Origin of the sequence: Flavobacterium psychrolimnae, assembly GCF_003312425.1 — a bacterium.
Lineage (GTDB): Bacteria > Bacteroidota > Bacteroidia > Flavobacteriales > Flavobacteriaceae > Flavobacterium > Flavobacterium psychrolimnae.
In genome coordinates, this window is sequence record NZ_QNUX01000001.1 from 300075 (window position 1) to 325559 (window position 25485).

The 25485-nt window shown below is 34.4% G+C and carries 26 protein-coding genes and 1 riboswitch; of the genes, 19 read left to right on the forward strand and 7 right to left on the reverse strand.

Annotated features, from left to right (window positions below; translation table 11 throughout):
- The 3 genes from DR980_RS01360 to DR980_RS01370 form a co-directional block, all read right to left on the reverse strand.
- Positions 1-504, reverse strand: a complete 504-nt coding sequence (locus tag DR980_RS01360) for a DUF4252 domain-containing protein (protein WP_244199242.1) — start codon at positions 502-504, stop codon at positions 1-3.
- 172 nt (positions 505-676) lie between these two features.
- Positions 677-1174, reverse strand: a complete 498-nt coding sequence (locus DR980_RS01365) for a hypothetical protein (RefSeq protein ID WP_113633462.1) — start codon at positions 1172-1174, stop codon at positions 677-679.
- Positions 1161-1670 (reverse strand): RNA polymerase sigma factor, encoded by a 510-nt coding sequence (locus DR980_RS01370; protein WP_113633463.1) that lies wholly within the window; start codon positions 1668-1670, stop codon positions 1161-1163. Before DR980_RS01370 ends, DR980_RS01365 begins: the two co-directional genes overlap by 14 nt.
- Positions 1671-1792: 122 nt before the next feature.
- Between DR980_RS01370 and DR980_RS01375 the strand changes: the two genes are divergently transcribed.
- Together DR980_RS01375 and DR980_RS01380 are read left to right on the forward strand one after the other, a co-directional pair.
- On the forward strand, positions 1793-3244 hold the full coding sequence (locus DR980_RS01375; RefSeq protein ID WP_113633464.1) for a S41 family peptidase: 1452 nt from the start codon (positions 1793-1795) through the stop codon (positions 3242-3244).
- Positions 3245-3314: 70 nt separating this feature from the next.
- Positions 3315-3935, forward strand: coding sequence for an N-acetylmuramoyl-L-alanine amidase (locus DR980_RS01380; RefSeq protein ID WP_146779208.1), 621 nt, complete (start codon positions 3315-3317; stop codon positions 3933-3935).
- Between the two features lie 69 nt (positions 3936-4004).
- Here DR980_RS01380 and DR980_RS01385 read toward each other — a convergent pair whose 3' ends face one another.
- Entirely contained in the window at positions 4005-5960 is a 1956-nt protein-coding gene (locus DR980_RS01385) for a TonB-dependent receptor plug domain-containing protein (protein ID WP_244199232.1), read from the reverse strand.
- 100 nt (positions 5961-6060) lie between these two features.
- Positions 6061-6333, reverse strand: a riboswitch (cobalamin riboswitch).
- A gap of 82 nt (positions 6334-6415) precedes the next feature.
- On the opposite strand from DR980_RS01385, the gene DR980_RS01390 reads away from it, so the two are divergent.
- Genes DR980_RS01390 through DR980_RS01400 form a run of 3 tightly spaced genes read left to right on the forward strand, consistent with a single transcriptional unit; the run spans position 6416 to position 9373 of the window.
- Positions 6416-7558: an ABC transporter substrate-binding protein gene (locus tag DR980_RS01390; protein ID WP_113633467.1), complete on the forward strand. Its 1143-nt coding sequence runs from the start codon at positions 6416-6418 to the stop codon at positions 7556-7558.
- 1 nt (position 7559) lies between these two features.
- On the forward strand, positions 7560-8591 hold the full coding sequence (locus DR980_RS01395) for an iron ABC transporter permease (protein WP_244199233.1): 1032 nt from the start codon (positions 7560-7562) through the stop codon (positions 8589-8591).
- A complete protein-coding gene (locus DR980_RS01400) occupies positions 8591-9373 on the forward strand; it encodes an ABC transporter ATP-binding protein (protein WP_113633469.1) in 783 nt (260 codons plus the stop codon). Before DR980_RS01395 ends, DR980_RS01400 begins: the two co-directional genes overlap by 1 nt.
- On the opposite strand, the gene DR980_RS01405 is transcribed toward DR980_RS01400, so the two are convergent.
- Complete coding sequence (locus tag DR980_RS01405) at positions 9370-9825, reverse strand: tRNA (cytidine(34)-2'-O)-methyltransferase (RefSeq protein WP_113633470.1); 456 nt, start codon at positions 9823-9825, stop codon at positions 9370-9372. The two genes, DR980_RS01400 and DR980_RS01405, sit on opposite strands and share 4 nt — an antisense overlap.
- A 56-nt stretch (positions 9826-9881) precedes the next feature.
- Positions 9882-10457: a pseudouridine synthase gene (locus DR980_RS01410; protein WP_113633471.1), complete on the reverse strand. Its 576-nt coding sequence runs from the start codon at positions 10455-10457 to the stop codon at positions 9882-9884.
- 172 nt (positions 10458-10629) lie between these two features.
- Between DR980_RS01410 and DR980_RS01415 the strand changes: the two genes are divergently transcribed.
- From DR980_RS01415 to DR980_RS01440, 6 genes are all read left to right on the forward strand, one after another.
- Complete coding sequence (locus DR980_RS01415; protein WP_113633472.1) at positions 10630-10995, forward strand: hypothetical protein; 366 nt, start codon at positions 10630-10632, stop codon at positions 10993-10995.
- 211 nt (positions 10996-11206) lie between these two features.
- Complete coding sequence (locus DR980_RS01420; protein ID WP_113633473.1) at positions 11207-14620, forward strand: T9SS-dependent choice-of-anchor J family protein; 3414 nt, start codon at positions 11207-11209, stop codon at positions 14618-14620.
- 200 nt (positions 14621-14820) lie between these two features.
- Positions 14821-16191, forward strand: coding sequence for a DNA recombination protein RmuC (gene rmuC / locus DR980_RS01425; RefSeq protein WP_113633474.1), 1371 nt, complete (start codon positions 14821-14823; stop codon positions 16189-16191).
- A 7-nt stretch (positions 16192-16198) separates the two neighbouring features.
- Complete coding sequence (locus DR980_RS01430; RefSeq protein ID WP_113633475.1) at positions 16199-16564, forward strand: 6-phosphogluconate dehydrogenase; 366 nt, start codon at positions 16199-16201, stop codon at positions 16562-16564.
- Complete coding sequence (locus DR980_RS01435) at positions 16565-17110, forward strand: acyl-CoA thioesterase (protein WP_113633476.1); 546 nt, start codon at positions 16565-16567, stop codon at positions 17108-17110. It abuts the gene before it with no gap.
- 183 nt (positions 17111-17293) lie between these two features.
- Positions 17294-17833: a YceI family protein gene (locus DR980_RS01440; protein WP_113633477.1), complete on the forward strand. Its 540-nt coding sequence runs from the start codon at positions 17294-17296 to the stop codon at positions 17831-17833.
- A gap of 2 nt (positions 17834-17835) precedes the next feature.
- Here the strand turns inward: DR980_RS01440 and DR980_RS01445 are convergent, their stop codons facing one another.
- On the reverse strand, positions 17836-18750 hold the full coding sequence (locus tag DR980_RS01445) for a TIGR01777 family oxidoreductase (RefSeq protein WP_113633478.1): 915 nt from the start codon (positions 18748-18750) through the stop codon (positions 17836-17838).
- Between the two features lie 117 nt (positions 18751-18867).
- Here DR980_RS01445 and DR980_RS01450 point away from each other — a divergent pair, with 117 nt between their 5' ends.
- From DR980_RS01450 to folE, 8 genes are read left to right on the forward strand one after another with little or no spacing between them, the layout of a single operon-like run.
- Positions 18868-19527 carry a TetR family transcriptional regulator C-terminal domain-containing protein gene (locus DR980_RS01450; RefSeq protein WP_113633479.1) on the forward strand — a complete coding sequence of 220 codons (660 nt, stop codon included), beginning with the start codon at positions 18868-18870 and terminating at the stop codon, positions 19525-19527.
- Complete coding sequence (locus tag DR980_RS01455) at positions 19527-20834, forward strand: ABC1 kinase family protein (protein ID WP_113633480.1); 1308 nt, start codon at positions 19527-19529, stop codon at positions 20832-20834. The genes DR980_RS01450 and DR980_RS01455 overlap by 1 nt, the downstream gene beginning before the upstream one ends.
- Positions 20834-20968: a DUF2256 domain-containing protein gene (locus DR980_RS01460; RefSeq protein WP_082014130.1), complete on the forward strand. Its 135-nt coding sequence runs from the start codon at positions 20834-20836 to the stop codon at positions 20966-20968. The genes DR980_RS01455 and DR980_RS01460 overlap by 1 nt, the downstream gene beginning before the upstream one ends.
- Positions 20944-22248: a DASH family cryptochrome gene (locus DR980_RS01465; protein ID WP_113633481.1), complete on the forward strand. Its 1305-nt coding sequence runs from the start codon at positions 20944-20946 to the stop codon at positions 22246-22248. Before DR980_RS01460 ends, DR980_RS01465 begins: the two co-directional genes overlap by 25 nt.
- An 8-nt stretch (positions 22249-22256) precedes the next feature.
- On the forward strand, positions 22257-23741 hold the full coding sequence (locus DR980_RS01470; protein WP_113633482.1) for a cryptochrome/deoxyribodipyrimidine photo-lyase family protein: 1485 nt from the start codon (positions 22257-22259) through the stop codon (positions 23739-23741).
- A 55-nt stretch (positions 23742-23796) separates the two neighbouring features.
- Positions 23797-24081: a TIGR03643 family protein gene (locus DR980_RS01475; protein ID WP_091171480.1), complete on the forward strand. Its 285-nt coding sequence runs from the start codon at positions 23797-23799 to the stop codon at positions 24079-24081.
- 49 nt (positions 24082-24130) lie between these two features.
- Positions 24131-24814 carry an SDR family NAD(P)-dependent oxidoreductase gene (locus DR980_RS01480; RefSeq protein ID WP_113633483.1) on the forward strand — a complete coding sequence of 228 codons (684 nt, stop codon included), beginning with the start codon at positions 24131-24133 and terminating at the stop codon, positions 24812-24814.
- A 40-nt stretch (positions 24815-24854) separates the two neighbouring features.
- Positions 24855-25466 (forward strand): GTP cyclohydrolase I FolE, encoded by a 612-nt coding sequence (folE, locus tag DR980_RS01485; RefSeq protein ID WP_244199234.1) that lies wholly within the window; start codon positions 24855-24857, stop codon positions 25464-25466.
- The last annotated feature ends 19 nt before the right edge of the window (positions 25467-25485 follow it).

The window sequence follows — 25485 nt, forward strand, 5'->3', positions numbered from 1 at the left end:
TTACTTTTTACCTTTAGTTGCTTTCTTCAAGTCATCGCCTCCAGGAATTCTCATCTTATCGGTAAGGATAGAAATTTCATTCAAATCGAAATTACCGGTCAACGACATCAAAACTGTATCATCATTTTTAGCACCTTCAATAAACATTAACAACTCTCTGATTTGAGAATCTGTTGCACCAGATTTTACTAAAATTTTGATGTTTCTGCCATTTTCATTCACGCGCATCAACTCTTCTAATCCGGCTGATTTGATGTATTTTTCCGCAACTATTTTCATTTCCCCTTCTACTCGAGTACTTTTTGTAGTGAATACTTTTAAATTATCAAGCTTTTTAATCAACACTAAGTATTGTTGGGTTTCTTTATCTGAGGCATCCACTTTTACTTTACTCATTAAGTCAAACATTTTTTTATTGACAATAATAGAAGTAACATCATCTTGTCCGTCAAATTTATCAAAAGCCGCTTGTGCAAAAATTGGACTCGCAATAAAAACTAACATTACGGTGATTAAAAACTTTTTAGCTGTACTTAAACGGCTGTTCTTTTGAATCTGATTTGCTGGTGTGCAAAAACTTGGATTGGGATTGATTGATTTCATTTTTTTTAATTTGTTTAGCATTATTTTAATTGATTTTAGCGTTTACGCCGTGATTATCGTTTTCTAAAAGCAATTAAATACCTCTAGATTTATTTTTAGTTTTTCGGAATACTTTATTTTTTGCGATTTGATATTCTTCAACATACTTTACACTTTCTATGCCAACATTTACATTTTTTGACAATAGTGAAAGTGCTTTTTGAGTTTCTTTAAAAGCTACTTCAGGATCATCATACGTTCCTAAATCTTTACTATTATTCACCGGCTCCGAATTATAGAAAACATACGTTCCAATTCCCATCAAAACAACAACCGAAGCTGCAATTGAAATCCAGCTTAAATTCCGTTTTTGATTCCTGCTTTCATCCTTTTGAATTTGTAACACCGGGATTTCCTGAACAAACTGTTGTTCTTTTGCAACAGCAAAATGGTTAAATATTGCGGTATACTTTTCTAAATGTGGAGCAACATGCTGAGTCGAAAAATAATCCTGTAATTCTTTCTCTTCTGCAATTGAAGTTTCACCATCAAAATATTTTTCAAGTAACGCTTCTACTTTATATAATTCCATAATTATGTGTTTTTGTCATGTATTCTCTTATCGTTTTTCGTGCTCTGGAAAGTGCTACTCTAATAGCGCTCTCAGTCATATCAAGCATTTTGGCCATTTCATCAAACTCATATTGTTCAATATCACGGAGCTGAATGATGATTCGTTGTTGCTCCGGCAATTGACTGATACTTCTTTCAACCCAATTCAAACTATCGTAATCTTCCAGTTTTTTATCTAATGCGGGCGCTGAATCTGTATAATTGGTATGAACAATTTTGAGATTTCCGGATCTTTTGGATTTCAATTGGTCTAAACAATAATTTTTTGTCATCGTCATCGCAAAAGCTTCAACGCTGCTGTAGCCCGCCAAAGTTCCATTTTTGCTCCATAATTTCACCAAAACTTCTTGAGTGGCATCTTCGGCTTCCTCGGTACTAACCAGCAATCGCTTGGCTAACCTGAAGACTTTGTCTTTGAATGGAGCCACCATCAGCACAAACTCATTTTGGTTCATAAAAATTCTGGTATTAAACTGGTTATATAAGTAAGACGAATCAAATATATTTTTGCAACATAAAAACAAAAAATAAAACTAAAGTTAGTATTTTTACGTTAATTAAGTATTAAAACAAATATATGAGAACCGCATTCAAATTTACACTTTTATTATTCATTGCTACTTTTACTTTACAAAGCTGTCAGGATAACGATGATATTGCACCGCCAGCCAGTTTAGAAATTCAGGATTTTATCTGGAAAGGAATGAACCAATATTATTTATGGCAAGCTGATGTCCCTAATTTAGCCGATGACCGTTTTGCGGATCAAACAGCATTAAACTCTTTTCTAAGAGAATATCCTGTTCCTGAGGAATTATTTGACGCTTTGAGAGTTAGCTCTTCTATTGACAAATTCAGTTGGATTGTAAGCGATTATTTAGAACTAGAAGGAAGTCTTCAAGGAACAACTAAAAACAACGGTATCGATTTTGGTTTAAGTTATAAACCAGGAAGTACGACTGAAATATTTGGTTACGTACGCTATATCATTGAAAATTCCGATGCTTCTACTAAAAACATCAAACGTGGTGATTTTTTCACTGCTGTAAATGGAACGCAACTGACCGTTAGTAATTATCAATCCTTACTTTATGGTTCAAACGAAAATTACACGCTAAATCTTGCAGATTTTAACGGAAGTACAATTGTTGGGAATGGAAAATCAGTTTCTCTTACCAAAACAGTGTTAACGGAAAATCCAATCTTGGTTAATAAAGTAATTACATCAGGTACTCACAAAATAGGATATTTAATGTACAATGGCTTTTACGCAAATTTTGACACCCAATTAAATGACGCTTTTGCATCTTTAAAATCACAAGGAGTTACTGATTTGGTTTTAGATTTAAGATATAACGGAGGTGGTTCTGTGCAAACTGCTACGCGATTGGCGAGTATGATTACTGGACAATTCACAGGGAAAGTATTTGCAAAACAACAATGGAATAAAAAAATTAATGATTATTTCGAAGCTGAAAATCCAGATGCTTTGTACAATTATTTTACCGATAAAATAGGAAGCACAACGATTAACAGTTTAAACTTGACTAAAGTTTATATTCTGACTAGCGCAAGCTCAGCATCAGCAAGTGAATTAGTAATTAACGGATTAGAACCACACATCAACGTAATCCAAATAGGAGATGTAACGGTAGGAAAAAATGTTGGATCAGTTACCCTATACGATTCTCCAAGTTTTGGTGCAGAAAATAGAAATCCAAATCACAGATATGCCATGCAGCCTATTGTATTGAAAATTGTCAATTCAGTTGGTTTTGGAGATTATTTCAACGGTTTGAAACCTGATTTTCTACAAAAAGAAACTTTAAGTACTTTAGGCGTTCTTGGTAATACGGCTGAACCTTTATTAAGCACAGCTATCGGAAAAATAACTGGGACATCTCGTATGTCTAAACAAATTCCTGGAAAAGAATTTGAATTTTTTACTGACGCAAAATCAATAAAAGGAATCCAAAATCAAATGTATATTGAGAAAGCACCAGAAGGGCTTTTGAAAGCTTTGGAATAAAATAAAAGGCTACACAATAAAACTGCTTTTTTGTAAGTTATTATTGAATAACCAATTAAAACAAAACCACATGAAAAAAGTAATTCCATTGTTTCTGACTGTTGCTACTTTTGTCTCTTTTGCATTCGTAATTCCGAATACTATTGAGTCAAAACAAATAAATGTTGTAATTGATGCCGGACACGGCGGATCCGATTTTGGAGTAACTTCCAGTAGCGCCAATGAAAAACAAATTGTGGCCCAAATCACGGAGAAAATCAAATTTTTTAATAAAAACGAAAAAGTGACCATTCACCTAACAAGAACTGGCGACCAATTTCTTTCTTTGAGCGACCGTTCTGCACTAATCAACAAGATCAAACCAGATTTAGTTTTGTCATTGCATGTCAATCAAAATTTGAATGTAGCAAAATCAGGAATGGAATTTTATGTAGCCAAAGAATCTATTACGAAAGAAAGGTCAAATGAAATTGCGGTAGAACTTCGTAACAAATTTATCAGCAATACTGCTATAAAATCATCTGAAATAAAGTACGCACCCTTTCATATTTTAAAAAAATCAGAAGTACCTGCAGTACTTGTTGAACTGGGTTATATGTCTAATCTTGATGACAGAGAATATTTGACCAATGACGTGCAACAAAACAAAATTGCAGCAACCATCTTAGAATTCATTTCAGAATTAAAATAACAATAACTCTTACAAACAAAAAAAGGCTTTCAGTTATGAAAGCCTTTTTTTATTGATGGAAATTCCGATTTACAATTTGATATTCACACCCAATTTAAAATTCCTTCCTAAAGTATTATAGCCAACATTTTCAACAAAATCAGCGTTCAAAATATTACTAACCGCTCCAAAAACGGACAATCTATTTTTCACTAATTCATAACGAACGGACGAATTTACTAACTGATATGAGTCTAAAACAATATTCTGTGTAGCAAAAGTAGCTCCGTCAAAAAAAGCATCATTTCTACTGTCAACATATTTATAGTCTACATTGAAAAACAATCTTTCATTGATTTGAAAGTCCAAAGCTGAATTCACCTTATGTTTCGGAATCAATCGATCCAGCGCTTTATCTACTTGCGTAAACGTATAATTTGAATTCCATTTGATTTTTTCGCTCAAGGCAAAAGAGAATTCGGTTTCTACTCCTTTTGCTTTATTCATTCCATCTATATTTATGTAGTTCGAATCGAAAGTTACCGGATTGAAATAAAATCCAATGAAATTAGTTTGCTCACGATAAAAAGCAACGGCATTCAGTTTGATTTTTTTATCTAAAAAATGCGTCTCAAAACCTGCTTCCACAGTTCTATTTTTTTCCGGTGTTAAATCCGCATTTCCATATTCAGAATACAATTGGTACAAACTTGGCGTTACAAAAGCGGTGCTGTAAGAAGCCAAAATCTTCAATGGAACCGATTTAAAATCATAAGAAGGATTCACATTATAAACCAATTGATTTCCATATTGACTGTGAATATTCAATCGCGCACCAGCATTAAGATTCAATCCAAAATCCGTGGAAAGAACTCCAGTAATGTAAGGATCAATCATATTGAATTTAGTCGCTTCCTTCAATATTCCACCAAAAGGAGTTATACTGTTCATATCATGAAACTGATATTGTGCTCCGGCAACAAGAAAAAACGATTCTGAAAATTCGTATTTATTAAAACCATCAACGTTGACACTTCGGGATTCATACTCTGAAAACCCTGGTTTATTGGAATAAAAATCGAAATCATTATACGTTCGTACAATTTTGTTAAAGCTGGAATTCAAAACAAATTCCCCTTTAGAATATTTGTATTTTGGCAAAAAGCCAAAACGAAATTGTTCTGATTCAGTTGAATTTAAATTGGTATCATTTGCACCGGTATTATCAAACGATGCATCATAATCGGAACTTATTTTATCATAATTACCAAAGAAATCTAGTGTCAACTTATCCGTTGCTTTATACCCTAACTTCGCCAGATAATTGATTCTGGAAAAACGATCTTCTTCATAATTATCCGTAGGATTAACAGGAGCAATCTGTGACATTCCGCTTATTTCAGTACTGTTCAACGACGCAAAATAATTCACTTTATTCGCATTTCCATTTACCGAAAAACCTTGATTATAATTCTGAGCGCTAGTTTTGTCAGTATTTGCAGTATTATTGGTTCCCATATTTACATATGCATTCCCTTCAATAGCTTTCTTGCCTGATTTTTTCAAAGTAATATTAATTACTCCTGTTCCGGCACCTGAACCATACAACGTACTCGATGCTCCTTTCATAATTTCAACGCTTTCTACCTGCTCCACCGGAAGCAAACGCAAATCATACTCAAAACTAATTCCTGAAGCATCATTCATCGGAATTCCATCAATAAGAATCAGCACTTGATTGTTTTTTCCACCCCGAATGTAGTACCCTAAATTTTTTCCGGCAGCGCTTTGGTTCCCGTTAATTTCTACACCTGCAACAGAACTTAAGACATTTGCAAGGCTTTGTCCGGCTTTGTTTTTCAAATCCTCAGCAGTAATTTTAGTGATTACTTTTCCTGATTTTTCTTTTGCCAAAGCAAATTTGGAGTCGGAAACTACCACTTCTTTCAATTCATCTTGAGAGGAAATAGTTTCATTTTGTTGCGCAAAAGCACAGCTTGTCATTAGTACGCATAACGCACTAATACGAACGATTTTTTTGTTCATTTTAATTAAACATTTAGTAACAGTAATTTTCTGTTACATGACTAAAAATGGGGAGAAAAGCATAGAATTACCCATACCCAAACCTTTTTTCCCGAAAGTTTGATACTCGATGTAATAGGCAGGTCTCCTGGCTTGCGTCTTGTTGTTTACCTTCCCATTCGTCTTGACGAACAGTGGTTTTGTAGATAACAACAAGCTTGATAGCTTACAGTTGCGGGTACAGCGTGAGATTTTTGAATTTGGATTTATGAAAATTGATTGCAGATTTTAAATCTGAAATCAAAAATCGTCAATCAACAATCTTCAATCACTCTCTTCCCTTTTAATGCTGGTTTGAAAAAACAAAACAACAACCTCATTACGGGTGCAAATATAGCTTTATGATTGGAATAAAAAATAAAATTTGATTTTTAAAACGGATTAAATATACCTTTGCAGTTCTTGAAAAACATGTTATGAAATCTTTTTTATTACCATTTACGCTCTTTTTATTTGTCATTTCCATTGGTGGATGCAAACAAAATGACAAGAATCCTACTACCGGAAATACAGCCTCTGCTAATGAAATTCAATATGCCGAGGGATTAGAAATTTACAAATATCAAGGGTATTCTATCGTAAAAATTACCCGACCTTGGCCTGAAGCCAAAGAAAGTTTCACTTATGTTTTACAAGAAAAAAACAGCATTATTCCCGACAGTTTGAAGCAGTTTTCCATCATTCCCGTTCCAATACAATCCATTGTTGTTACCTCAACCACGCATATTCCGGCTCTTGAAATGTTAGGTGTCGAAAACACTTTAGTTGGTTTCCCAAACACTGATTACATTTCCTCTGAGAAAACCAGAAAACGCATTGATTCCGGAAATATTAGAGAAGTAGGAACGAACGAAACTCTAAATACCGAGGTTCTGATTGATATGGCTCCAAATGTCATTGTCAGTTTTGGTTTGAATGATAGTAATCCAACGCTTGATAATCTTCAAAAAAGTGGTTTAAAAGTACTTTTGAATGGCGATTGGGCTGAACAATCCCCACTTGGAAAAGCGGAATGGATTAAGTTTTTTGGGGCCTTATATGGATTGGATTCCAAAGCAAATACCATCTTCTCTGAAATCGAAAAAGAATATACAAACACTTTGGCTTTAGCCAAAAAAGCAACATCAAAACCTACTGTTCTAAGCGGTGCAATGTTTCAAGATCAATGGTATGTGCCGCAAGGAGAGAGTTGGGCTTCGCTGTTTCTAAAAGATGCACAATCTAATTATTTATGGGCTGACACGAAGGGAACAGGTAGTTTACCTTTACCATTTGAAAAAATTCTAGAGAAAGCGCAAAATGCTGAATATTGGATTGCTCCCGGAGATTTTTCTTCGTTGAAACAAATGAGTGACAGCAATCCGCATTATAGTGAATTTGCCTCTTTTAAAAATAAAAAAGTATATTCGTACGGCATAAACAAGGGGGCAAAAGGTGGGATTTTATATTTCGAATGGTCTCCTACCCGCCCCGACTGGGTTTTAAAAGATTTAATTACAATTTTTCATCCTGAATTATTGCCAGATCACAAACTTTTTTTCTTTCAGAAATTAGAATAAATTGACTAAAACTAACCGAAATACAGTGCTTTTCATCATCCTAACCTTTGGGATGCTATTTTTGTTTGTCATAAATATCAGTTTAGGTTCTGTTTCCATTCCTATGAAAGAAGTTTTCAGAAGTCTAACTGGCGGAATTGCAAGTAAAGAAACCTGGGAATACATCCTTATCAACTATCGCTTACCGAAAGCTATTGCTGCTATTCTTGTTGGAATGGGGTTATCCATAAGCGGCTTATTAATGCAAACACTGTTTAGAAATCCGCTGGCAGGACCTTATGTATTAGGTTTGAGTTCTGGAGCCAGTTTAGGTGTTGCAACCGTTATTTTAGGTGCAGCGCTGTTACCGCCATTCCTAGCAACACTTTTACTTTCTTCTTACGGAATTATTTTGGCCTCCAGTTTAGGAAGCTTCACCGTTTTACTGGCTGTATTGGCAGTTTCCCATCGATTACGGGATACTATGGCCATCTTAATTGTTGGACTTATGTTTGGGAGTTTGACTAGTGCCATCGTTGGAACGCTAACGTATTTCAGCACCGCCGAACAATTACAGAAATTCACATTCTGGTCACTTGGAAATCTTGGTAATTTATCTTGGACCTCTATTTCACTTTTAACCATATGCGTAGCTATTGGATTATTGCTCAGTGTATTTAGCATCAAGCCGTTGAACTCATTGCTTCTGGGTGAAAATTATGCCAAAAGTTTGGGGTTAAATTATAAAAAATCACGACTGATTATCATTTTTGCCACCAGTATTTTGGCCGGAAGCATCACTGCTTTTGCAGGTCCAATTGCTTTTATTGGATTAGCAGTTCCTCATATTGCAAAGCTAGTTTTTCAGACAAGCAATCACACAATTTTATTTTGGAGTACCATACTTTTTGGGGCGATTATCATGCTCATATGCGACAGTATTTCGCAACTTCCTGGCAGTGATTTGACGTTACCAATTAATGCCGTAACTTCTATTTTTGGAGCACCTATTGTTATTTGGCTGCTAATCCGAAAACGCAAAATGATGGGATAATGGAAAATAAAATCATCTTACAGGGTTCACAAATCAGCATTGGTTATTCTCATAAAAAAGAAAAAACCATTATTGCTTCTAACATTGATATTTGTTTAGAAAAAGGAAAACTTATTGCTTTAATCGGTGCCAACGGTATTGGTAAATCGACGCTTTTGCGAACCATAACAGGCATTCAAAAACCAATTTCAGGAACTGTTTTACTCAATGGTCAAAACATTCAAGAAATAGGCGCTTTAACATTGGCACAAAATCTAAGTGTAGTTCTCACCGAAAAATTGCCTCCAAGCAACTTGACTGTTTTTGAACTCATTGCTTTGGGAAGACAACCGTACACAAACTGGATTGGAAAATTAACTATTGAAGATATCACAAAAGTGAATGAAGCGATAGAATTGACTCAAATTAGTCATCTAGCTGCTAAAAGACACTACGAAATCAGCGACGGACAATTACAAATAGTCTTAATTGCACGAGCTTTGGCGCAAGACACACCGTTAATTATTTTGGATGAACCCACAACTCACTTGGATTTGCTGCATAAAGTGGTATTGTTTAAACTATTAAAAAAACTCACTCAAGAAACTCAAAAATGTATTTTATTCTCCACTCACGATATCGACATGGCGATACAATTGAGTGATGAAATGATCATTATGACTCCAGAAAACATAGTGCAAGATCAACCGTGTAATTTGATTCTAAAAGGAACTTTTAATACGCTTTTCAAAGACGAGCATATTATTTTTGATGCGTCCAAAGGGAAATTTGTTATTTCTTAAAGCTTCAATCCTATTTGTCTTTTTGCTTCGCCAATGACAAACGCTACCGAATTAGCGATATTGAAACTTCTTATCAACGGTGACATTGGAATGGTAAGATGATTGGGAAATTCATTTAAAACAGCTTCGCTCAAACCCTTACTTTCTTTTCCAAAAACTAACCAATCTCCATCTTGAAAATTAGTCTCCAGATATGATTTTTTGGCATGTGAACTCATTAGAAAAACACGAGATAAATCAGGAATTTGCGATTTCCATTCGGCTACATTTTGATACTCGGTCACATCAAGATGCACCCAATAATCCAAACCGGAACGTTTTAGGTTTTTATCATTAATGACAAATCCAAAAGGATGAATCAAGTGCAAACGACTTTCCGTACCTACACACAGTCGGCCAATATTTCCAGTATTATTTGGTATTTCGGGTTCTACTAAAACGATGTTTAACATTTTATACTTTATTAGAAGATTGAAAAATTAAAAGATTAAAAAATTCATATAATCCTTTAAATTTCTATTTGAAAATTTTCTACTTCAATTACTTCTCCAGCCTGTAAATCATTGAGATGTACGTTTCCTATTCGAACACGAACCAAGCGCAATGTAGGAAAACCAACAGCAGCGGTCATTTTTCGGACTTGACGAAACTTCCCTTCATTCACCGTAATCGAAGCCCAAGAGGTTGGACCGTGACGTTCATCACGAATTTTTTTACCTCTGGCACCAAAAGCCGGAATTTCATGTATTAAAGAAGCATTGCATGGTTTTGTGATATACTTGGTTCCGTTAAAACCTATTTCAACTCCTTTTTGCAATTCATCAATCGCGTTCTGATGGATAATGCCATCGACTTGAACATAATATTCCTTGTCTACTTTCTTGCTTCGAATGATTTCGCTCATCATTCCGTCCGTTGTGAGCAACAATAATCCTTCGGAATCTTCATCAAGACGACCAATTGCCATGGTTCCTTTCGGAAAATCATACAACTCACCCAGCAGTTTCTTTTTTCTTTTTAACTCGTAAATAAACTGACTTAAATACCCATAGGGTTTGTGAATAATGAAATGCGAATGAGACATTGTATTGAGTTAATTGTGCGCGCAAAGATAGTTCTGTTTTCGCTGGTTTTAAAATAGTGATGCCATACATTTATTGGTTTAAACCAAAAGCTATGTTAAAAAATTCGATTATATCGCAATAATGACGTACTATTATAAAAGTTATCAGAATTAATTTTTAAAATTACAGCATATGGAAAGCAACGATTTAGGTTCAAAGAAAACAAATAATAAACAAAATACAAACGAAGGATTTAGCGGTCAGAATCTAGCCCAAAATACAAATCCTGAGGTTTCCCATTTGAAATCAGAAGTAGAAACTGATGCACATGGGAATCAAAAAATTGTACAAAGAGCACGAAATATAGAAGGAACTTTAGAACAAAATGAAGATAGCACTCCTATAAATTTAAGTTCTGATACCGCGAATGTTTCTGAAGAACAAGCTAAAAAAATGATTGAAAATAAAGATCATAACTCAGACATCATTCCAAACCGATATCCTAATGAGCATCCTGATAATAAGGAAGACAGAGGAAATATTAAACTGGATGAATAACAATTGATTTTGTTTTTAAAAAGCCAATAGGAATGTAAATTCTTATTGGCTTTTTTTTTTGAAATTATTTCAATATAGCTTTATAATTAAGAATTAATAAACAAATCTTAAATATGAATACAGTTTCATTTACAGTCTAAATTAGTTGAATTTATAATATTCTCTTAACGTTAGAAATATTATTTTTGCGACTTAATTCAATTGTAAACCTATGAAACACAATTACCATTTGCGCCATTTAATGGCTTTTTTAAGTTTTATTTGCTGCTTTTCGGCCACCATTTTTGCCCAAGGAACGGCGCCAACAGCACAAGATTTACCTTTCTCTCAGGATTTTTCAACTCTAGATGTGGCCTCTGCTACATATCCTGCTGGATTTCAAGGTTGGACAGCAAGTACAGCTCCTGGAAGTGCATTCAATACAACAGCTACATTAGTTGCAGACAGAGCATTAGTTGCCAGTAGTACAGCTGCTACAACTAGTGGAAACATCCATAACTACAACGGGAAAATTGGTTTTCTGAATACTGGTTCGTTAGATTTAGCCTTAGGATTTGCTTTCAAAACAGTTGGTAAATCAGGAATTGCAGTAGAATATGATGCCATGGTGATTCGCAATCCTTATAACGGAGGTACAAATAATCGAATCAACGAGTTAGTGCTACAATATAGAGTTGGTACTACTGATGCTTTTATTACTTTATTACCAACTGCATATTCGAGCGGTGTAACAGGACAAACTTCGGGTACAACAGGACAAAATATTCAAAAAATCAAAGTTGTTCTGCCAACTGAATGTGACAATAAAGAAGTCATTCAGATCCGATGGATTTCAAGACAAGTTTCAGGTGGTGGTTCTCGTCCTTCTTTTGCCGTTGACAACATCAGTGTGAATAATGATGTTACGCCTCCTGTAAATGCGGATGGGTTTCCAAAAATTAGCAACATCCTATCTGATGGATTTGATTTTTCTACGCAACTGAATGAAACTGGAAAAACCTATTATGTTGTATTGCCTTCAGGAAGTGCAACCCCAAGCGCAGCGCAGATAAAAGCAGGAACAAATGCTACCGATACAGCGGCTTTACAAGCGGGTGTAATCGAAATTACAGAAGCTAATGTTGTCTATGTAAAAAACATTACGGGATTAACATTGGGAACTGCTTATGTCGTATATTCTATATCTGAAGATGCAACCGGTAACATTCAAGGGGAAAGCAACAAACTGGATGTAACAACTTCAAGCGTTGTAGTTCCTTCTTTATCAACTAATAAAACTGCTTTAGATTTTAGTTTTACAGAGCAAAATTTCAATTCAACTGTATTAAACTATAAAGTTGAGGCGCTTAATCTTACTGGAGCGGTAACCCTTACAGCATCCGGGAACTTTACAATTTCGAAGAATGAAACTACTGATTTCCAAAATACATTGGTTTTCCCATCAGAAGATTTCACTAATAATACAACTCCTGCTGTTTATGTACGATTTACACCTACTGCAACTGGTGTTTTTTCAGGACAAATCACGCATGAATCTACTGGCGCTTCTACTAAAACAGTAGTTTTATCAGGAACGGGAATTAATCCGTACATTCAGGATTTCAATGACGCAAATGTTCTTACAAACAGTGGTTGGACAGAATATAGTGTAGCCGGTGACAAGATTAAATGGGTGAGCACCAATACGCGTTTTAACAGTTCACCTGCGGCAGTACAAATGAATGGATATTCAGAAACTGGAGCTAGTAAGGACTGGTTAATTTCTCCTAATTTACGTTTGGATACTTTTGACAAATTCCCATTATTGTCTTTTTATTCCCGTAAATTCTTCGCAGGAGCAGCACTTAAATTAATGGTTTCAGTTGATTACGATGGAAAAAGCAACCCTGAAACAGCAACTTGGGCGGCTCTTGAAGGAGATTTTCCAACAACTACTGGAACATTCAAACAGTCACAATACATTAATCTGGAAGGGTATAAAACCAATCATACTTACGTTGCTTGGGTATATGAATCTACTGTTTCTGGTGGTACTGACACTGCCGAATGGACAGTTGATGACGTAAAAATCTCTAATGAAGGAACATTTTTAGCTTCAAATCCTACTTTAAATTTTGGAGAAGTAGCACCAAATACAACATCAACGAGTCAGTCTTTTAATTTCATGGCAGGCGGTTACGGCGATATTACAGTTACGGCTCCTGTTGATTATCAGTTGTCTGTTGACAATAGTAATTTCCAATCCAGTTTAGTAATTTCAGCAGCTGATGGCGTTGCGGGTAAAATAATTTATGCTCGTTTTTCTCCTTCCTCAAAAGCATTGAGTATTTCAGGTCCTTTGACAGTTGTTGGAACAGGATTGAACCAAGAAATAGGTTCATTTAAGGGCTCTTCATTACCTAAAACAGAAACATTTGATATCGTAACATACAATTTAGAATTTTTTGGAAGCAATGTAATCGGTTCAACGGGAACTGAATTTGGTCCAACTGATGATGCATTACAAATTGAAAATGTAGCGAAAGTAATGAATACATTAAATGCTGATGTTTATTCCGTTCAGGAAGTTTCTGACGATGCTTCATTAGAAACATTAATTCAAAAAATAAGCATTAACGGAAAAACTTTTGACAAAGTAATTTCTCCAGCTTGGTCCTACTCGTTCAATGCTCCGGAAGCTGATTTCCCTGCTCAAAAATTAGTAGTTCTATACAACACTCAAACGACTACAGTAAAAAAGAGTCGCGTAATGTTTAGTAAATTGTATGATGATATTCGCGCAGGAAACATAACTTTACCTAATTACCCGGGCGGTAATAGTGAAAGTTTTTATTCCTCTGGTCGCTTACCGCAAATGGTTGAAATTGAAACGAATATTGGCGGTGTAAAAAAAGATATAAAAATTATTAACGTTCACGCCAGAGCAAATAGTGGAAGCGATATCGCAAGATACAACATGAGAAAATATGATGCTGAATTGTTGAAAGATAGTTTAGATGTTAATTATCCTGATGCCAATTTAATAATTTTAGGAGACTACAATGATGATGTAGATGAATCTGTGATTGCAGGAAGTCCTTCATCGTTCCAAAAAATGGTTGAAGATACCGCACGTTATAACCCTTTAACCCTAGAAATTAGTAAAGCGGGAGCTTTCAGCTATTTATCTTCAGGTGGTTTCTTAGATCATATTACAATTTCAAATGAGTTGACTCCGGATTATGTACCAAATTCAACTTTTGTTTACGACCCTCGATTAGATGTAGCAAATTATGTTAATACTACTTCAGATCATGGTCCGGTGATTGCACGTTTTGAGCTTAAAGCAGATGCTACTTTATCAACAAATGACTTGATTGCAACAAACGGATTATCAGTAGTTGCGTATCCAAATCCAACTTCAGAATCATTCAACGTGGTAATCAATTCAGAAAATGCACAAGACTTAAAGCTTAACATTTACGATATTTTAGGAAGATCAATGGCAGCTCCAATTAAACTAAAAGGTGCTAACAGCCAAAATGCAACTCGAATAGACATTGCTAAATTGCCAGTAGGAATATATATCTACACGCTTTCCAATGGAAATAAAGTAGTTTTCAAAGACAAAATAGTTAAAAAATAAAATATCGATTTTAGCATTAAAAAAGAGCCAGATTTCAAAATGAAATCTGGCTCTTTTTATTTAATTTTTTTTTAAACACAAACGTTTTGAATAATCTCAAGTAATACCTTTCTATTAAAAAACTTCCGTTACTATTTTGCTTTCTAAAAGGAAACCAAAAAACTTTTGTTTATTTTTACAATCTTACAAAAAGAAATTCTATGTCAAATATGCTTCCGTTTTTATTGATTTTCATCGTTGCACTCGCTATTGGTGTTTTTATTGGCAAACTCATTTTCTCTGCTAGATTCCAATCCGAAAAAATCAGTTTAGAAGAGAAATTAATCGCTTTAAATTCTCAATTCAATCAACTGAAAGAGCAGATTATTACTGACAAAACCACTTTCGAAAAGCAATTAGAAAATACCAATACAGAAAAAGAAAACATTCGAAGCGAAAAAGACAGTTTGGCCATTCAGCTTTCGAAAAAGGAAGTTGATTTTGAAAATCTTTGGGAACGAAACAAAGAACAAAAGGAAGAAGTCGAGAAATTACAGGAAAAATTCACCAAAGAATTTGAGAATCTGGCCAACAAAATATTAGACGAAAAATCCAATAAATTTACGGAGCAGAACAAGGAAAATATGAAGAATATTCTGACTCCTTTACAAGATAAAATTCAACTGTTCGAAAAGAAAGTAGAAGATACTCACAAAGAAAGTATTGATTATCATGCGGCTTTGCGCCAACAGATTCTGGGTTTACGAGAAATGAATATCCAGATGAGTAAAGAAACCATCAACCTGACCAAGGCTTTGAAAGGTGACAGCAAGATGCAAGGAAATTGGGGCGAACTAGTTTTGGAACGCGTTCTTGAAAAATCAGGATTAGAGAAAGGTCGTGAATACGAAGTGCAACAAGCCTTCACAACTGAAGATGGAAACCGTGTTTTTCCTGATGTTGTCATTAATCTGCCTGATGGAAAAAAGATGATTGTCGATTCTAAAGTTTCTTTGACGGCTTACGAAAAATACATTAATGAAGAAGATGATATTTTAAAAATAAGTTATTTAAAAGAACATGTCAATTCCATCAAACGTCACGTAGAGCAATTAGGAAATAAAAATTATCATGATTTGTACCAAATAGAAAGCCCGGATTTTGTATTGTTGTTTATCCCTATAGAACCCGCTTTTGCAATGGCGCTGAATGAAGATACAAGTTTGTACAACAAAGCATTTGAGAAAAACATTGTCATTGTTACACCTGCGACTTTATTAGCGACTTTGCGAACGATTGATAGTATGTGGACTAATCAAAAACAACAAGAAAACGCACTCGAAATTGCGCGACAAGCGGGTGCTTTGTATGATAAATTTGAAGGTTTTGTGGCAGATTTAATCAAAATTGGTAAAAAAATTGACGAAAGTAAAACAGAATACAGCGGCGCAATGAATAAACTCGTAGAAGGAAAAGGAAACCTGATTGTGAGTGTTGAAAAATTGAAAAAAATGGGAGCTAAAGCCAAGAAAGCACTTCCGGAAAGCATATTAAACAGAGCTGAAAAAGACGAAAATCAACTTTTAAATTAAACAGAAAATGAGAAAATTTTTAATGGTTACCACTGTAATAGTAGTATTGTCTATTGTAGGTTATTTTACTTTTTTATACAACGCCACGTACAGCGAAGGAGTTCGTTCCGGCGAATTGATTAAGGTGAGTAATAAAGGTGTGGCTTTCAAAACATGGGAAGGCGAAATAAGTCAGGGAATTTCTGGTGCGCAAATCTTTTCTTTTTCGGTACTAGATAGCGAAGAAAAAGTAATTGCGGACCTTCAAGAATTCGAAGGGCAATACGTGCAGGTAAATTATGTTGAGCGTTACCGAACGTTTCCATGGTGGGGCGATACTCGTTATTTTATTACGGAAGTCAAAAAAGTAAATTCTCCATTTAAAATAAAATAGATGAATCGCACTTTTAAAACCGTAGCTTCCTCAGACATTAGTATTTCCGAGTTAATGTTGCCTTCTAATACGAATTTTAGTGGTAAAATCCATGGCGGATATATTTTATCTTTACTGGATCAAATCGCATTTGCTTGTGCCTCAAAATTTTCCGGCAACTATTGTGTAACTGCCTCCGTAGACACTGTGAATTTCTTAAAACCTATTGAAGTCGGGGAATTGGTAACGATGAAAGCCAGTGTTAATTATGTAGGAAACAGTTCCATGATTGTGGGTATCCGAGTGGAAGCAGAAAATATTCAGACTGGAAAAATCAAACATTGCAACTCTTCGTATTTTACAATGGTGGCAAAAGATAGCGAAGGCAAAAGCACGCCAGTTCCCGGTTTAATTCTTTCTAATATGAAAGATGTACGTCGTTATTTCAATTGCATCAAGCAAGTTTCCTTGAAAAAGGAACAAAACATTCATGAAGAAGTTTTTGATTATACTTCGGAAGAATCATTAGAAAGTTTAAAAAAATATAATGTCAAGTTAGAACTATAAATGCAACTAAATTTCTAATCAGAGAAAAGCAGTATTATAATTTTTTAGAAGTATAATTTCATTGGAATTTCTGATTAAAAATGTACTCAAAAATTAACTAAAACCCATGATTTTTCATTAGTTCACTACTTTTATTTCAACTATTTTTTTTGTAACTTTAAGTAATTTAATTCATAAATAGTTATGAAAAAAATTACCCAAATAGTACTGCTTTTCATTGCAATTGCAGTTACAGCCCAAGAAAAAATGGTGTCATACATGGGAATCACAAATTTTGAGGCTTCAATTCCCTTGTTTGAAGAAGTAAAAGCAATAAATGAAAAAACCACCTGTATTTTAATAACAAAAACGGGAGAAATCGCTTGTTGGATCAACATTAAAGATTTTAAATTTAAAAGAGATTTGATGCAAGAGCATTTCAATAAAAACTATATGGAAAGCAACCGTTATCCAAGAGCAGTTTTTAAAGGAAAAATCGATAAATTTGATTTTCAAAAACTTACCACAACCAACAATCAGTATCAAATTACAGGAAAAATCACGATTCGTGGACGAACTAAAAAAATTGTAATCAACGGAACTCTTAAAAAAGTGGATAAAGGAATAGAACTTTATTCCGCCTTTCCTTTAAACACAGATGATTTTAATATAGAAATTCCTTTTATTGTCCGCAGCAAAATATCAAAAAACGTGAACACTCAAATTATTTGTGTCTTAGAATAGCTCTATTTTGTTAAACAATTCCTTAATGCTTCTTCCAAATTGTTAAATTTAAATTTGAAACCAGTTTGTTCAATTTTATCTGAGGAAACTCTCCTTCCCGTTAATACAATTTTAGCCATTTCGCCCATTACTAATTTTAATACAAAAGCAGGCACATTAGGCAACCAAATAGAATAGCCAAAAACACGAGCCAATGTTTTTGAAAAAACAGTATTGGTCGTATTATCACAAATAGCTGCATTATAAGGTCCTTCCATACTTGCATCTGAAATAGCTTGCAAATAAATAGCGCACAAATCATCTACATGAATCCACGGCATATATTGCTTCCCGGAACCCAATGCTGAACCCAATCTATATTTAAACAAAGGAATTAGCTTCTTTAAAAAACCGTCATTCTTCCCTAATACTAATCCGGTACGAATTTTAACTGTTCGAATATTCAAATTCTCAATGAAGTCAATAGAATCTTCCCATTTTTGACACGTATAGCCCAAGAAATCATTTGCTGGTTTCATATCTTCCGTACAAATTTCCTCCCCATTTACAGCACCATAAATCCCCACCGCCGAAGCAGAAACAAAGGCATCTAATTTTTTATAATGCTTTTTTAAAACGGAATACAATAATTGAGTGGATTTTTCCCGACTATCAATTATAACTGCTTTTCTCTTCGCAGTCCATCTTTTCTCTGCTATATTTTCACCTGCCAGATGAATAATATAATCTGCTTTCAAAATTGCTTCTTCATCAATAGTCTGCTTTGCAACATCCCATTTGTAATAGAAAACATCTCCTTTATTCTGTTTTTCACTCCTACTTAAGATGGAAACAGAGTATCCTTTGGCTAACAACAAAGTAGTCAAATTTCTTCCGATAAATCCCGAACCGCCGCTTATTAAAACATTCTTTTTCATAATAGTGTAAAGCTAATCATTTATAACGATATAAAATTATATTAAATTTTGTTTAACTTTATTAATATATAGTTAAACATTCACTACCTTTATACTCTAATTTGAAACACATCAAAAATGGCTACTAAAAAAACCCCAATAACAAAAGACAAAATAGTTTCGATGTACATGAATTATGTACTAGATCATAGTGAAAAACCAAAATCAGTATATCATTTTACAAAAATCAATGATTTTACAGAAACGGAATTTTATGCATTTTTTGGAACTATAGAAAGTATTGAAAAAGAAATTTTCAAAATGTTTGTAGAGAAAACTATCGATTTGCTGAACAAAAACAAGGAATACGAGATGTATGACATGAAAAGCAAAATGTTAAGTTTTTACTTCACTTTCTTTGAAATATTAACTGCCAACAGAAGTTACGTTGTACTTGTATTGCAAGAGCACAACAATCAGTTGAAAAAATTGATGCAGCTTTCCGGGCTAAGAAACAGTTTCAAAAATTTCCTTACTGAAATCATTTCTGATGAATTTAGAACACAACAGGAAAAATTACAAAATTTTCAAGAGAAAACATTTCAGGAAACGTCTTGGATTCAACTTTTATTGACACTGAAATTCTGGCTAGATGATTCGTCACCTTCTTTTGAGAAAACAGATATTTATATTGAAAAATCAGTAAAAGTGACTTTTGAATTAATGAATATTGCTCCTATAGACAGCTTAATCGATTTTGGAAAATTTATTTTCAAAGAAAAAATATACAATAAGTAATGAAAACGATAGACTACATCCCTACTTCAAAAATTGAAAGGGCTACAAAACTGGTACAAACTGGTGCAAAAGTTGGCGTGAACTACTTGAAATATTACGGAGAGAAAATGGTCAATTCTGATTTGACCCGTGATAAACTAAATGAAGACAATGCTGAAGATATTTATGACGGGTTGAAAAGTTTGAAAGGAAGTGCATTGAAAGTTGCTCAAATGTTAAGCATGGACAAAAGTTTTTTGCCACAAGCTTACGTTGAAAAATTTTCATTATCTCAGTTCTCAGTACCGCCACTTTCGGCTCCATTGGTATTGAAAACATTCAAAACAAATTTTGGAAAAACACCCTATGAAATTTTTGATGAATTCAACGCCACTTCCGTAAATGCCGCCAGTATCGGGCAAGTTCATGTTGCGGTAAAAAACGGTAAAAAACTAGCGGTAAAAATCCAATATCCAGGCGTTGCGAACAGCATTTCATCAGATTTAGCAATGGTAAAACCTATTGCCATCAGAATGTTTAACCTTCAAGGAAAAGATTCGGATAAATATTTCAAAGAAGTTGAGGACAAATTGATTGAGGAAACCAATTATTTATTGGAGCTACAACAAAGTCAGGAAGTAGTTGCGGCTTGCGAAAAAATTGAAAATTTAGTTTTTCCAAATTATTATTCTGAATTCTCATCGGAAAAAATCATCACGATGGATTGGATGACAGGAAAGCACCTTTCGGAATTTACCAAAATAAATACTAATCCGGAAGTGGCTAATAAAATTGGTCAGGCTTTGTGGGATTTCTATATGTACCAAATTCATATTTTGAAAAAAGTACATGCTGATCCGCATCCGGGAAATTTCTTGGTGAATGATCAAAACCAATTGGTAGCACTCGATTTTGGTTGTATGAAACAAATTCCAAATGATTTTTACACCCCATATTTTGAATTGATTGACAAAAAAGTCATTAACGATCCGAAAATTTTCAACGATAAATTATTTGAATTAGAAATTTTACGTGTGGATGATTCACAAGAGGAAATAGCTTATTTCACCGAAATGTTCCATGATTTACTGTCCTTGTTTACAAAACCGTTTCAAGCAGAAACGTTCGATTTTTCGGATGAATCTTTTTTTGAAAGCATCGCACAATTAGGAGAGCGTTTTTCAAAAGATACCAATTTGAGAAAAATGAATGGAAATCGAGGTTCAAAACATTTTATCTACATGAACCGAACGTTTTTTGGTTTGTACAATTTGATGTATGATTTAAAAGCGACGATTGTGGTTAATGCATTTGAAAAATACAAATAGTGAAGAAGGAAAACCTGCCTTCAAAAATGTGTTTGGTTTGCAACCGACCTTTTAGCTGGCGGAAAAAATGGGAAAAAGTTTGGGACGAAGTCAAATATTGTAGCGAAAAATGCAAAAGAAACAAAAAGGGTTAGTTTGGTTTAGAAATGATTTGAGAGTGCATGACAATGAATCGTTGACAAATGCTATTCAAGAAAATGAAACTGTAATTGCAGTATATTTTTTTGATCCAAGGCATTTTGAGAATACTAATTTTGGATTTAAAAAAACAGAAAAGTTTCGGGCTAAATTTCTAATTGAATCGGTAACGGCATTGAAACAAAATCTGGAAAAATTGAATATTCCGCTTTTGGTTTATCACCAAACACCGGAAGATTCGATTCCTGAAATTATTATTAAAAACGAAATTGACTCTATTTACTTTCAAGAAGAATGGACGACTGAAGAAATGGAAGTTTTAGAGAATGTAAAATCGAAAAATTCAGATTCAGTAGCTTTTAAAAGCACCTACAATCAGTTCTTATTTCATCCTGAAGATATTCCGTTTGACATTGCATCGATTCCTAATGTTTTTACACAATTTAGAAATAAGTGCGAAAAATCAACAAAAATCCGTTCTGAATTTACGACTGAACCACTGCTGGAAGACAATTTAATTACAAACGAAACTGTGATTCCCAGCATGGAAACATTAGGTTTTGCTGATTTTGAAATGGATTCCAGAACGGCGTTTCCTTTTCGCGGTGGTGAAGATGAGGCAATAAAACGATTGCAAAATTATTTTTGGGGAACCAAAAAACTAAGTGTTTATAAATTGACTCGAAACGGATTAATAGGTACTGATTTTAGTTCGAAATTCTCACCTTGGTTGGCAAACGGTTCTATTTCGGCAAAGACTATTTATTGGGAAATTATAAAATACGAACAACAAATCGGGAAAAATGAATCCACCTATTGGTTGATTTTTGAACTGATTTGGAGGGATTATTTTAAATATGTATCGTTGAAAAACGGGAATTCGATTTTTAAAATTGGAGGGATTTTAGACAAAAAATACGTTTGGAAAACCAGTCCATCAGACATAAACAATTGGATTAACGGCACTACAGACGAACCATTTGTAAATGCAAACAGGATGGAATTGCAACAAACAGGATGGATGAGCAATCGCGGCAGACAAAATGTAGCATCATTTTTTGCAAAAGAGTTGCTGATAGACTGGCGCATTGGAGCTGCCTATTTTGAAGCGATGCTAATTGATTACGATGTGCATAGCAATTACGGCAATTGGATGTATGTTTCCGGTGTTGGTAACGATCCAAGAGACCGAAAATTCAACATTAAGTTACAAGCATCCAATTACGATGGACAATCAAAATTCCAGAAATTATGGTTGCAACAACAATTATTTTAAAAAGATAAATGAATACTAATAAAAAACATATTAATGTAGTTTGGTTCAAAAGGGATCTTCGTTTACAGGATAACGAGGCGATTTTTAATGCAACAAAAACTGGCATACCCACATTGTTGCTTTATGTATTCGAAAAATCTTTAGAAAATGATTCGCATTACAGCCCAAGACATTGGAATTTTATCAAACAGTCTCTTGTAGACATCAATAAACAACTGGAACAATCGAACACACAGGTGTTAGCGGTATCTTCAGAGGTGCTTCAAGTTTTCAATATTCTTGAAGAAACGTACAAAATTGAAACCGTGTACTCACATCAGGAAACTGGTTTAAAAATAACTTACGAAAGAGATAAAACCTTCAAACGCTTTTGCAAAAACAATCAAATCAATTGGGTTGAAAATACCAACAACGGAATTTTCAGAGCATTACGAAATAGAACAAATTGGGTTGCAAAATGGGAAGACTACATGAATCAACCGCAATTTATTTTTGATGGTAAACCAGAAAATTTTCTAAATACAGAAGCAATATTGCAACTCGAAAAAGCTTTAGAAAAAACCAATTTAGAAACTGTTCCGGATGCTATTTTCCAAAAGGGAGGCAGTACTATGGCCGGGAAATATTTACAAACATTTTTTGACGAACGGTATCACAATTATAATTCACATATTTCGAAACCTTTATTGGCTCGAAAAAGCTGCAGCAGATTATCACCCTACATCGCTTGGGGAAATTTATCTTCCAGACAAGTGCTGCAAAAAGCAGCTACGTTCCGATTGACCTGCAATAACAAAAAACAAATTGATTCCTTTGTATCGCGACTGACATGGCAAGCTCATTTCATTCAAAAATTTGAAATGGAAGAAGTCATGGAGTTTGAAAGTGTCAATAAAGGATTCCATTCGTTGAAAAAGAAAGTCAATGAAAATTACATTGAAGCTTGGAAAAAGGGACAAACCGGCTTTCCATTGATTGATGCATGCATGCGTTGCCTCAATGAAACTGGTTATTTGAATTTTAGAATGCGTGCCATGTTGGTCTCATTTTTCACCCATAATTTGTGGCAACCCTGGCAGGAAGCAACGCAGCATTTATCACAAATGTTTCTTGATTTTGAACCTGGAATACATTTTCCGCAGTTGCAAATGCAGGCTGGCGAAACCGGAATCAATATGTTACGTATATACAATCCAATAAAGAATAGTTACGAACACGATGCCGATGGAGAATTTATAAAAAAATGGGTTCCTGAATTACGCGATTTACCTCGAGCTTTTGTACATGAACCCTATAAAATGACTTATTTGGATCAAAAATTTAGCGATTTTGAAGTTGGAGTTAATTATCCAAAACCAATTGTAAACATGGAAAGAACAAGAAAATTTGCAAGTGATTTTTTATGGAAAATGAAGAAAAATCCCTTGGTAAAAGAAGAAAGTTCGCGGATATTAAAACTTCATACTATGGCAGATATTGGCGATAGCGAATAATTTTCAACATCAATTTCAAAAAAAATCAATAGCAATTTCAAAAAAATAGAATCTCGTGACTGAAAAAAAAGAACTTACTGATTTAGACAAAGACCGAATCATAGAAATGGCTTGGGAAGACCGTACCACGTTTGATGCGATTTTAATGCAATTTGGGTTAAAAGAACAAGAAGTGATCGACCTGATGCGTACCGAAATGAAACCTTCGAGTTTTAGAATGTGGCGCGAAAGAGTGCAAGGCCGAAAAACAAAGCATGAGAAATTAAGGGATTTTAGAGAAGGCCGTTTTAAATGTACCATGCAAAGACAAATCAATAATAACAAAATTTCCAAGCGATAGAATTAGTATTCAGTGAACAGTAATCTGTTAAAATAACAACATATAAAAAATGAAAAACATAGTAATCATTGGTGGTAGTAAAGGAATTGGTAGTGCCATTTTGTTGCAACAATTAGAAACCAATTTGGTGTACAACATTAGCCGAAATGCTCCAGACTTAACACATCCCAACCTGAAACACTTTTCTGTAGATGTATTGCAGGATTCGCTTCCGGAAATTGAAACTATTGACACCTTGATTTATTGTCCAGGTTCCATCAATTTGAAACCCATCGGAAGTCTTAGTGCTGATGATTTCAGAAATGATTTCGAAATTAATGTAATTGGCGCTGTAAAGGCCATTCAGAAATATTTACCTGTTTTAAAAAAGGGGACTAATCCATCGATTGTTTTGTTTAGCACCGTAGCCGCAAAATTAGGAATGCCGTTTCATGCTAGTATTGCTACCGCAAAAGCTGGAATTGAAGGATTAGTGAAATCGCTGGGAGCGGAATTGGCTTCGGTAGTACGCATCAACGCCATTGCTCCCACGATTACCGAAACATCACTTTCGGCAGGTATTTTAAGAAATGATCGAATGAAAGAAAACATGGTGGAACGCCACCCGATGAAAGGATATCTAAAACCCGAAGAAGTCGCTAATATGGCAAACTTCCTGATTTCAGAAAATGCCAAATCAATCTCAGGTCAGATATTCGAAATGGATTACGGAATAGTGACATTTAAAATCTAAAAAAATAATTAGCAAACTTAAAATTGAAATACTGCATACCATGATAAAAGAAATGAAAAGTTACGAGAAAATTGAACAATACGATACGGAAATTACAGATGCATTAGCGGATAATTACAAAGTAATCATTGAGAATTTAGGAGAAGATGTTACTCGTGAAGGACTAGAAAAAACACCAGAACGCGTGGCCAAAGCCATGCAATATTTAACACACGGTTACGGATTAGATCCTTTGGAAATACTAAAATCAGCAATGTTTACCGAAGATCACCAACAAATGATTGTGGTAAAAGATATCGAAGTATACTCTATGTGTGAACACCACATGTTACCGTTTTTTGGAAAAGCACACGTGGCTTATATTCCAAATGGAAAAATTGTAGGTTTAAGTAAAATCCCAAGAGTGGTAGATGCTTTTGCAAGAAGAATGCAAGTACAGGAACGATTGACAGACCAGATTAAAAATTGTATTCAGGACGCTTTGAATCCATTAGGTGTAGCAGTTGTAATTGAAGCGCAACACATGTGTATGCAAATGCGAGGCATTCAAAAACAAAACTCGGTTACCACGACTTCTTCCTTTACAGGAGCTTTCGAAAAAGACAAAACCAGAAAAGAATTTATCAGTTTAGTTTCTAATAAACTGAGTTAATTTTTATCATTTAAATACA

Excerpts from the sequence above, each read along its gene's own strand:
- DR980_RS01465 (WP_113633481.1), top strand. The coding sequence starts at position 20,944 with ATGCAAAAGAAACAAAAAGGGTTAGTTTGGTTTAGAAATGATTTGAGA.
- rmuC (WP_113633474.1), top strand. The coding sequence starts at position 14,821 with ATGTCAAATATGCTTCCGTTTTTATTGATTTTCATCGTTGCACTCGCT.
- DR980_RS01440 (WP_113633477.1), top strand. The coding sequence starts at position 17,294 with ATGAAAAAAATTACCCAAATAGTACTGCTTTTCATTGCAATTGCAGTT.
- DR980_RS01480 (WP_113633483.1), top strand. The coding sequence starts at position 24,131 with ATGAAAAACATAGTAATCATTGGTGGTAGTAAAGGAATTGGTAGTGCC.
- DR980_RS01370 (WP_113633463.1), bottom strand. The coding sequence starts at position 1,670 with ATGAACCAAAATGAGTTTGTGCTGATGGTGGCTCCATTCAAAGACAAA.
- DR980_RS01400 (WP_113633469.1), top strand. The coding sequence starts at position 8,591 with ATGGAAAATAAAATCATCTTACAGGGTTCACAAATCAGCATTGGTTAT.
- DR980_RS01360 (WP_244199242.1), bottom strand. The coding sequence starts at position 504 with ATGTTAGTTTTTATTGCGAGTCCAATTTTTGCACAAGCGGCTTTTGAT.
- DR980_RS01450 (WP_113633479.1), top strand. The coding sequence starts at position 18,868 with ATGGCTACTAAAAAAACCCCAATAACAAAAGACAAAATAGTTTCGATG.
- DR980_RS01390 (WP_113633467.1), top strand. The coding sequence starts at position 6,416 with ATGAAATCTTTTTTATTACCATTTACGCTCTTTTTATTTGTCATTTCC.
- DR980_RS01445 (WP_113633478.1), bottom strand. The coding sequence starts at position 18,750 with ATGAAAAAGAATGTTTTAATAAGCGGCGGTTCGGGATTTATCGGAAGA.
- DR980_RS01375 (WP_113633464.1), top strand. The coding sequence starts at position 1,793 with ATGAGAACCGCATTCAAATTTACACTTTTATTATTCATTGCTACTTTT.
- folE (WP_244199234.1), top strand. The coding sequence starts at position 24,855 with ATGATAAAAGAAATGAAAAGTTACGAGAAAATTGAACAATACGATACG.
- DR980_RS01470 (WP_113633482.1), top strand. The coding sequence starts at position 22,257 with ATGAATACTAATAAAAAACATATTAATGTAGTTTGGTTCAAAAGGGAT.
- DR980_RS01380 (WP_146779208.1), top strand. The coding sequence starts at position 3,315 with ATGAAAAAAGTAATTCCATTGTTTCTGACTGTTGCTACTTTTGTCTCT.
- DR980_RS01410 (WP_113633471.1), bottom strand. The coding sequence starts at position 10,457 with ATGTCTCATTCGCATTTCATTATTCACAAACCCTATGGGTATTTAAGT.
- DR980_RS01455 (WP_113633480.1), top strand. The coding sequence starts at position 19,527 with ATGAAAACGATAGACTACATCCCTACTTCAAAAATTGAAAGGGCTACA.
- DR980_RS01385 (WP_244199232.1), bottom strand. The coding sequence starts at position 5,960 with ATGAACAAAAAAATCGTTCGTATTAGTGCGTTATGCGTACTAATGACA.
- DR980_RS01415 (WP_113633472.1), top strand. The coding sequence starts at position 10,630 with ATGGAAAGCAACGATTTAGGTTCAAAGAAAACAAATAATAAACAAAAT.
- DR980_RS01405 (WP_113633470.1), bottom strand. The coding sequence starts at position 9,825 with ATGTTAAACATCGTTTTAGTAGAACCCGAAATACCAAATAATACTGGA.
- DR980_RS01420 (WP_113633473.1), top strand. The coding sequence starts at position 11,207 with ATGAAACACAATTACCATTTGCGCCATTTAATGGCTTTTTTAAGTTTT.
- DR980_RS01365 (WP_113633462.1), bottom strand. The coding sequence starts at position 1,174 with ATGGAATTATATAAAGTAGAAGCGTTACTTGAAAAATATTTTGATGGT.
- DR980_RS01435 (WP_113633476.1), top strand. The coding sequence starts at position 16,565 with ATGAATCGCACTTTTAAAACCGTAGCTTCCTCAGACATTAGTATTTCC.
- DR980_RS01430 (WP_113633475.1), top strand. The coding sequence starts at position 16,199 with ATGAGAAAATTTTTAATGGTTACCACTGTAATAGTAGTATTGTCTATT.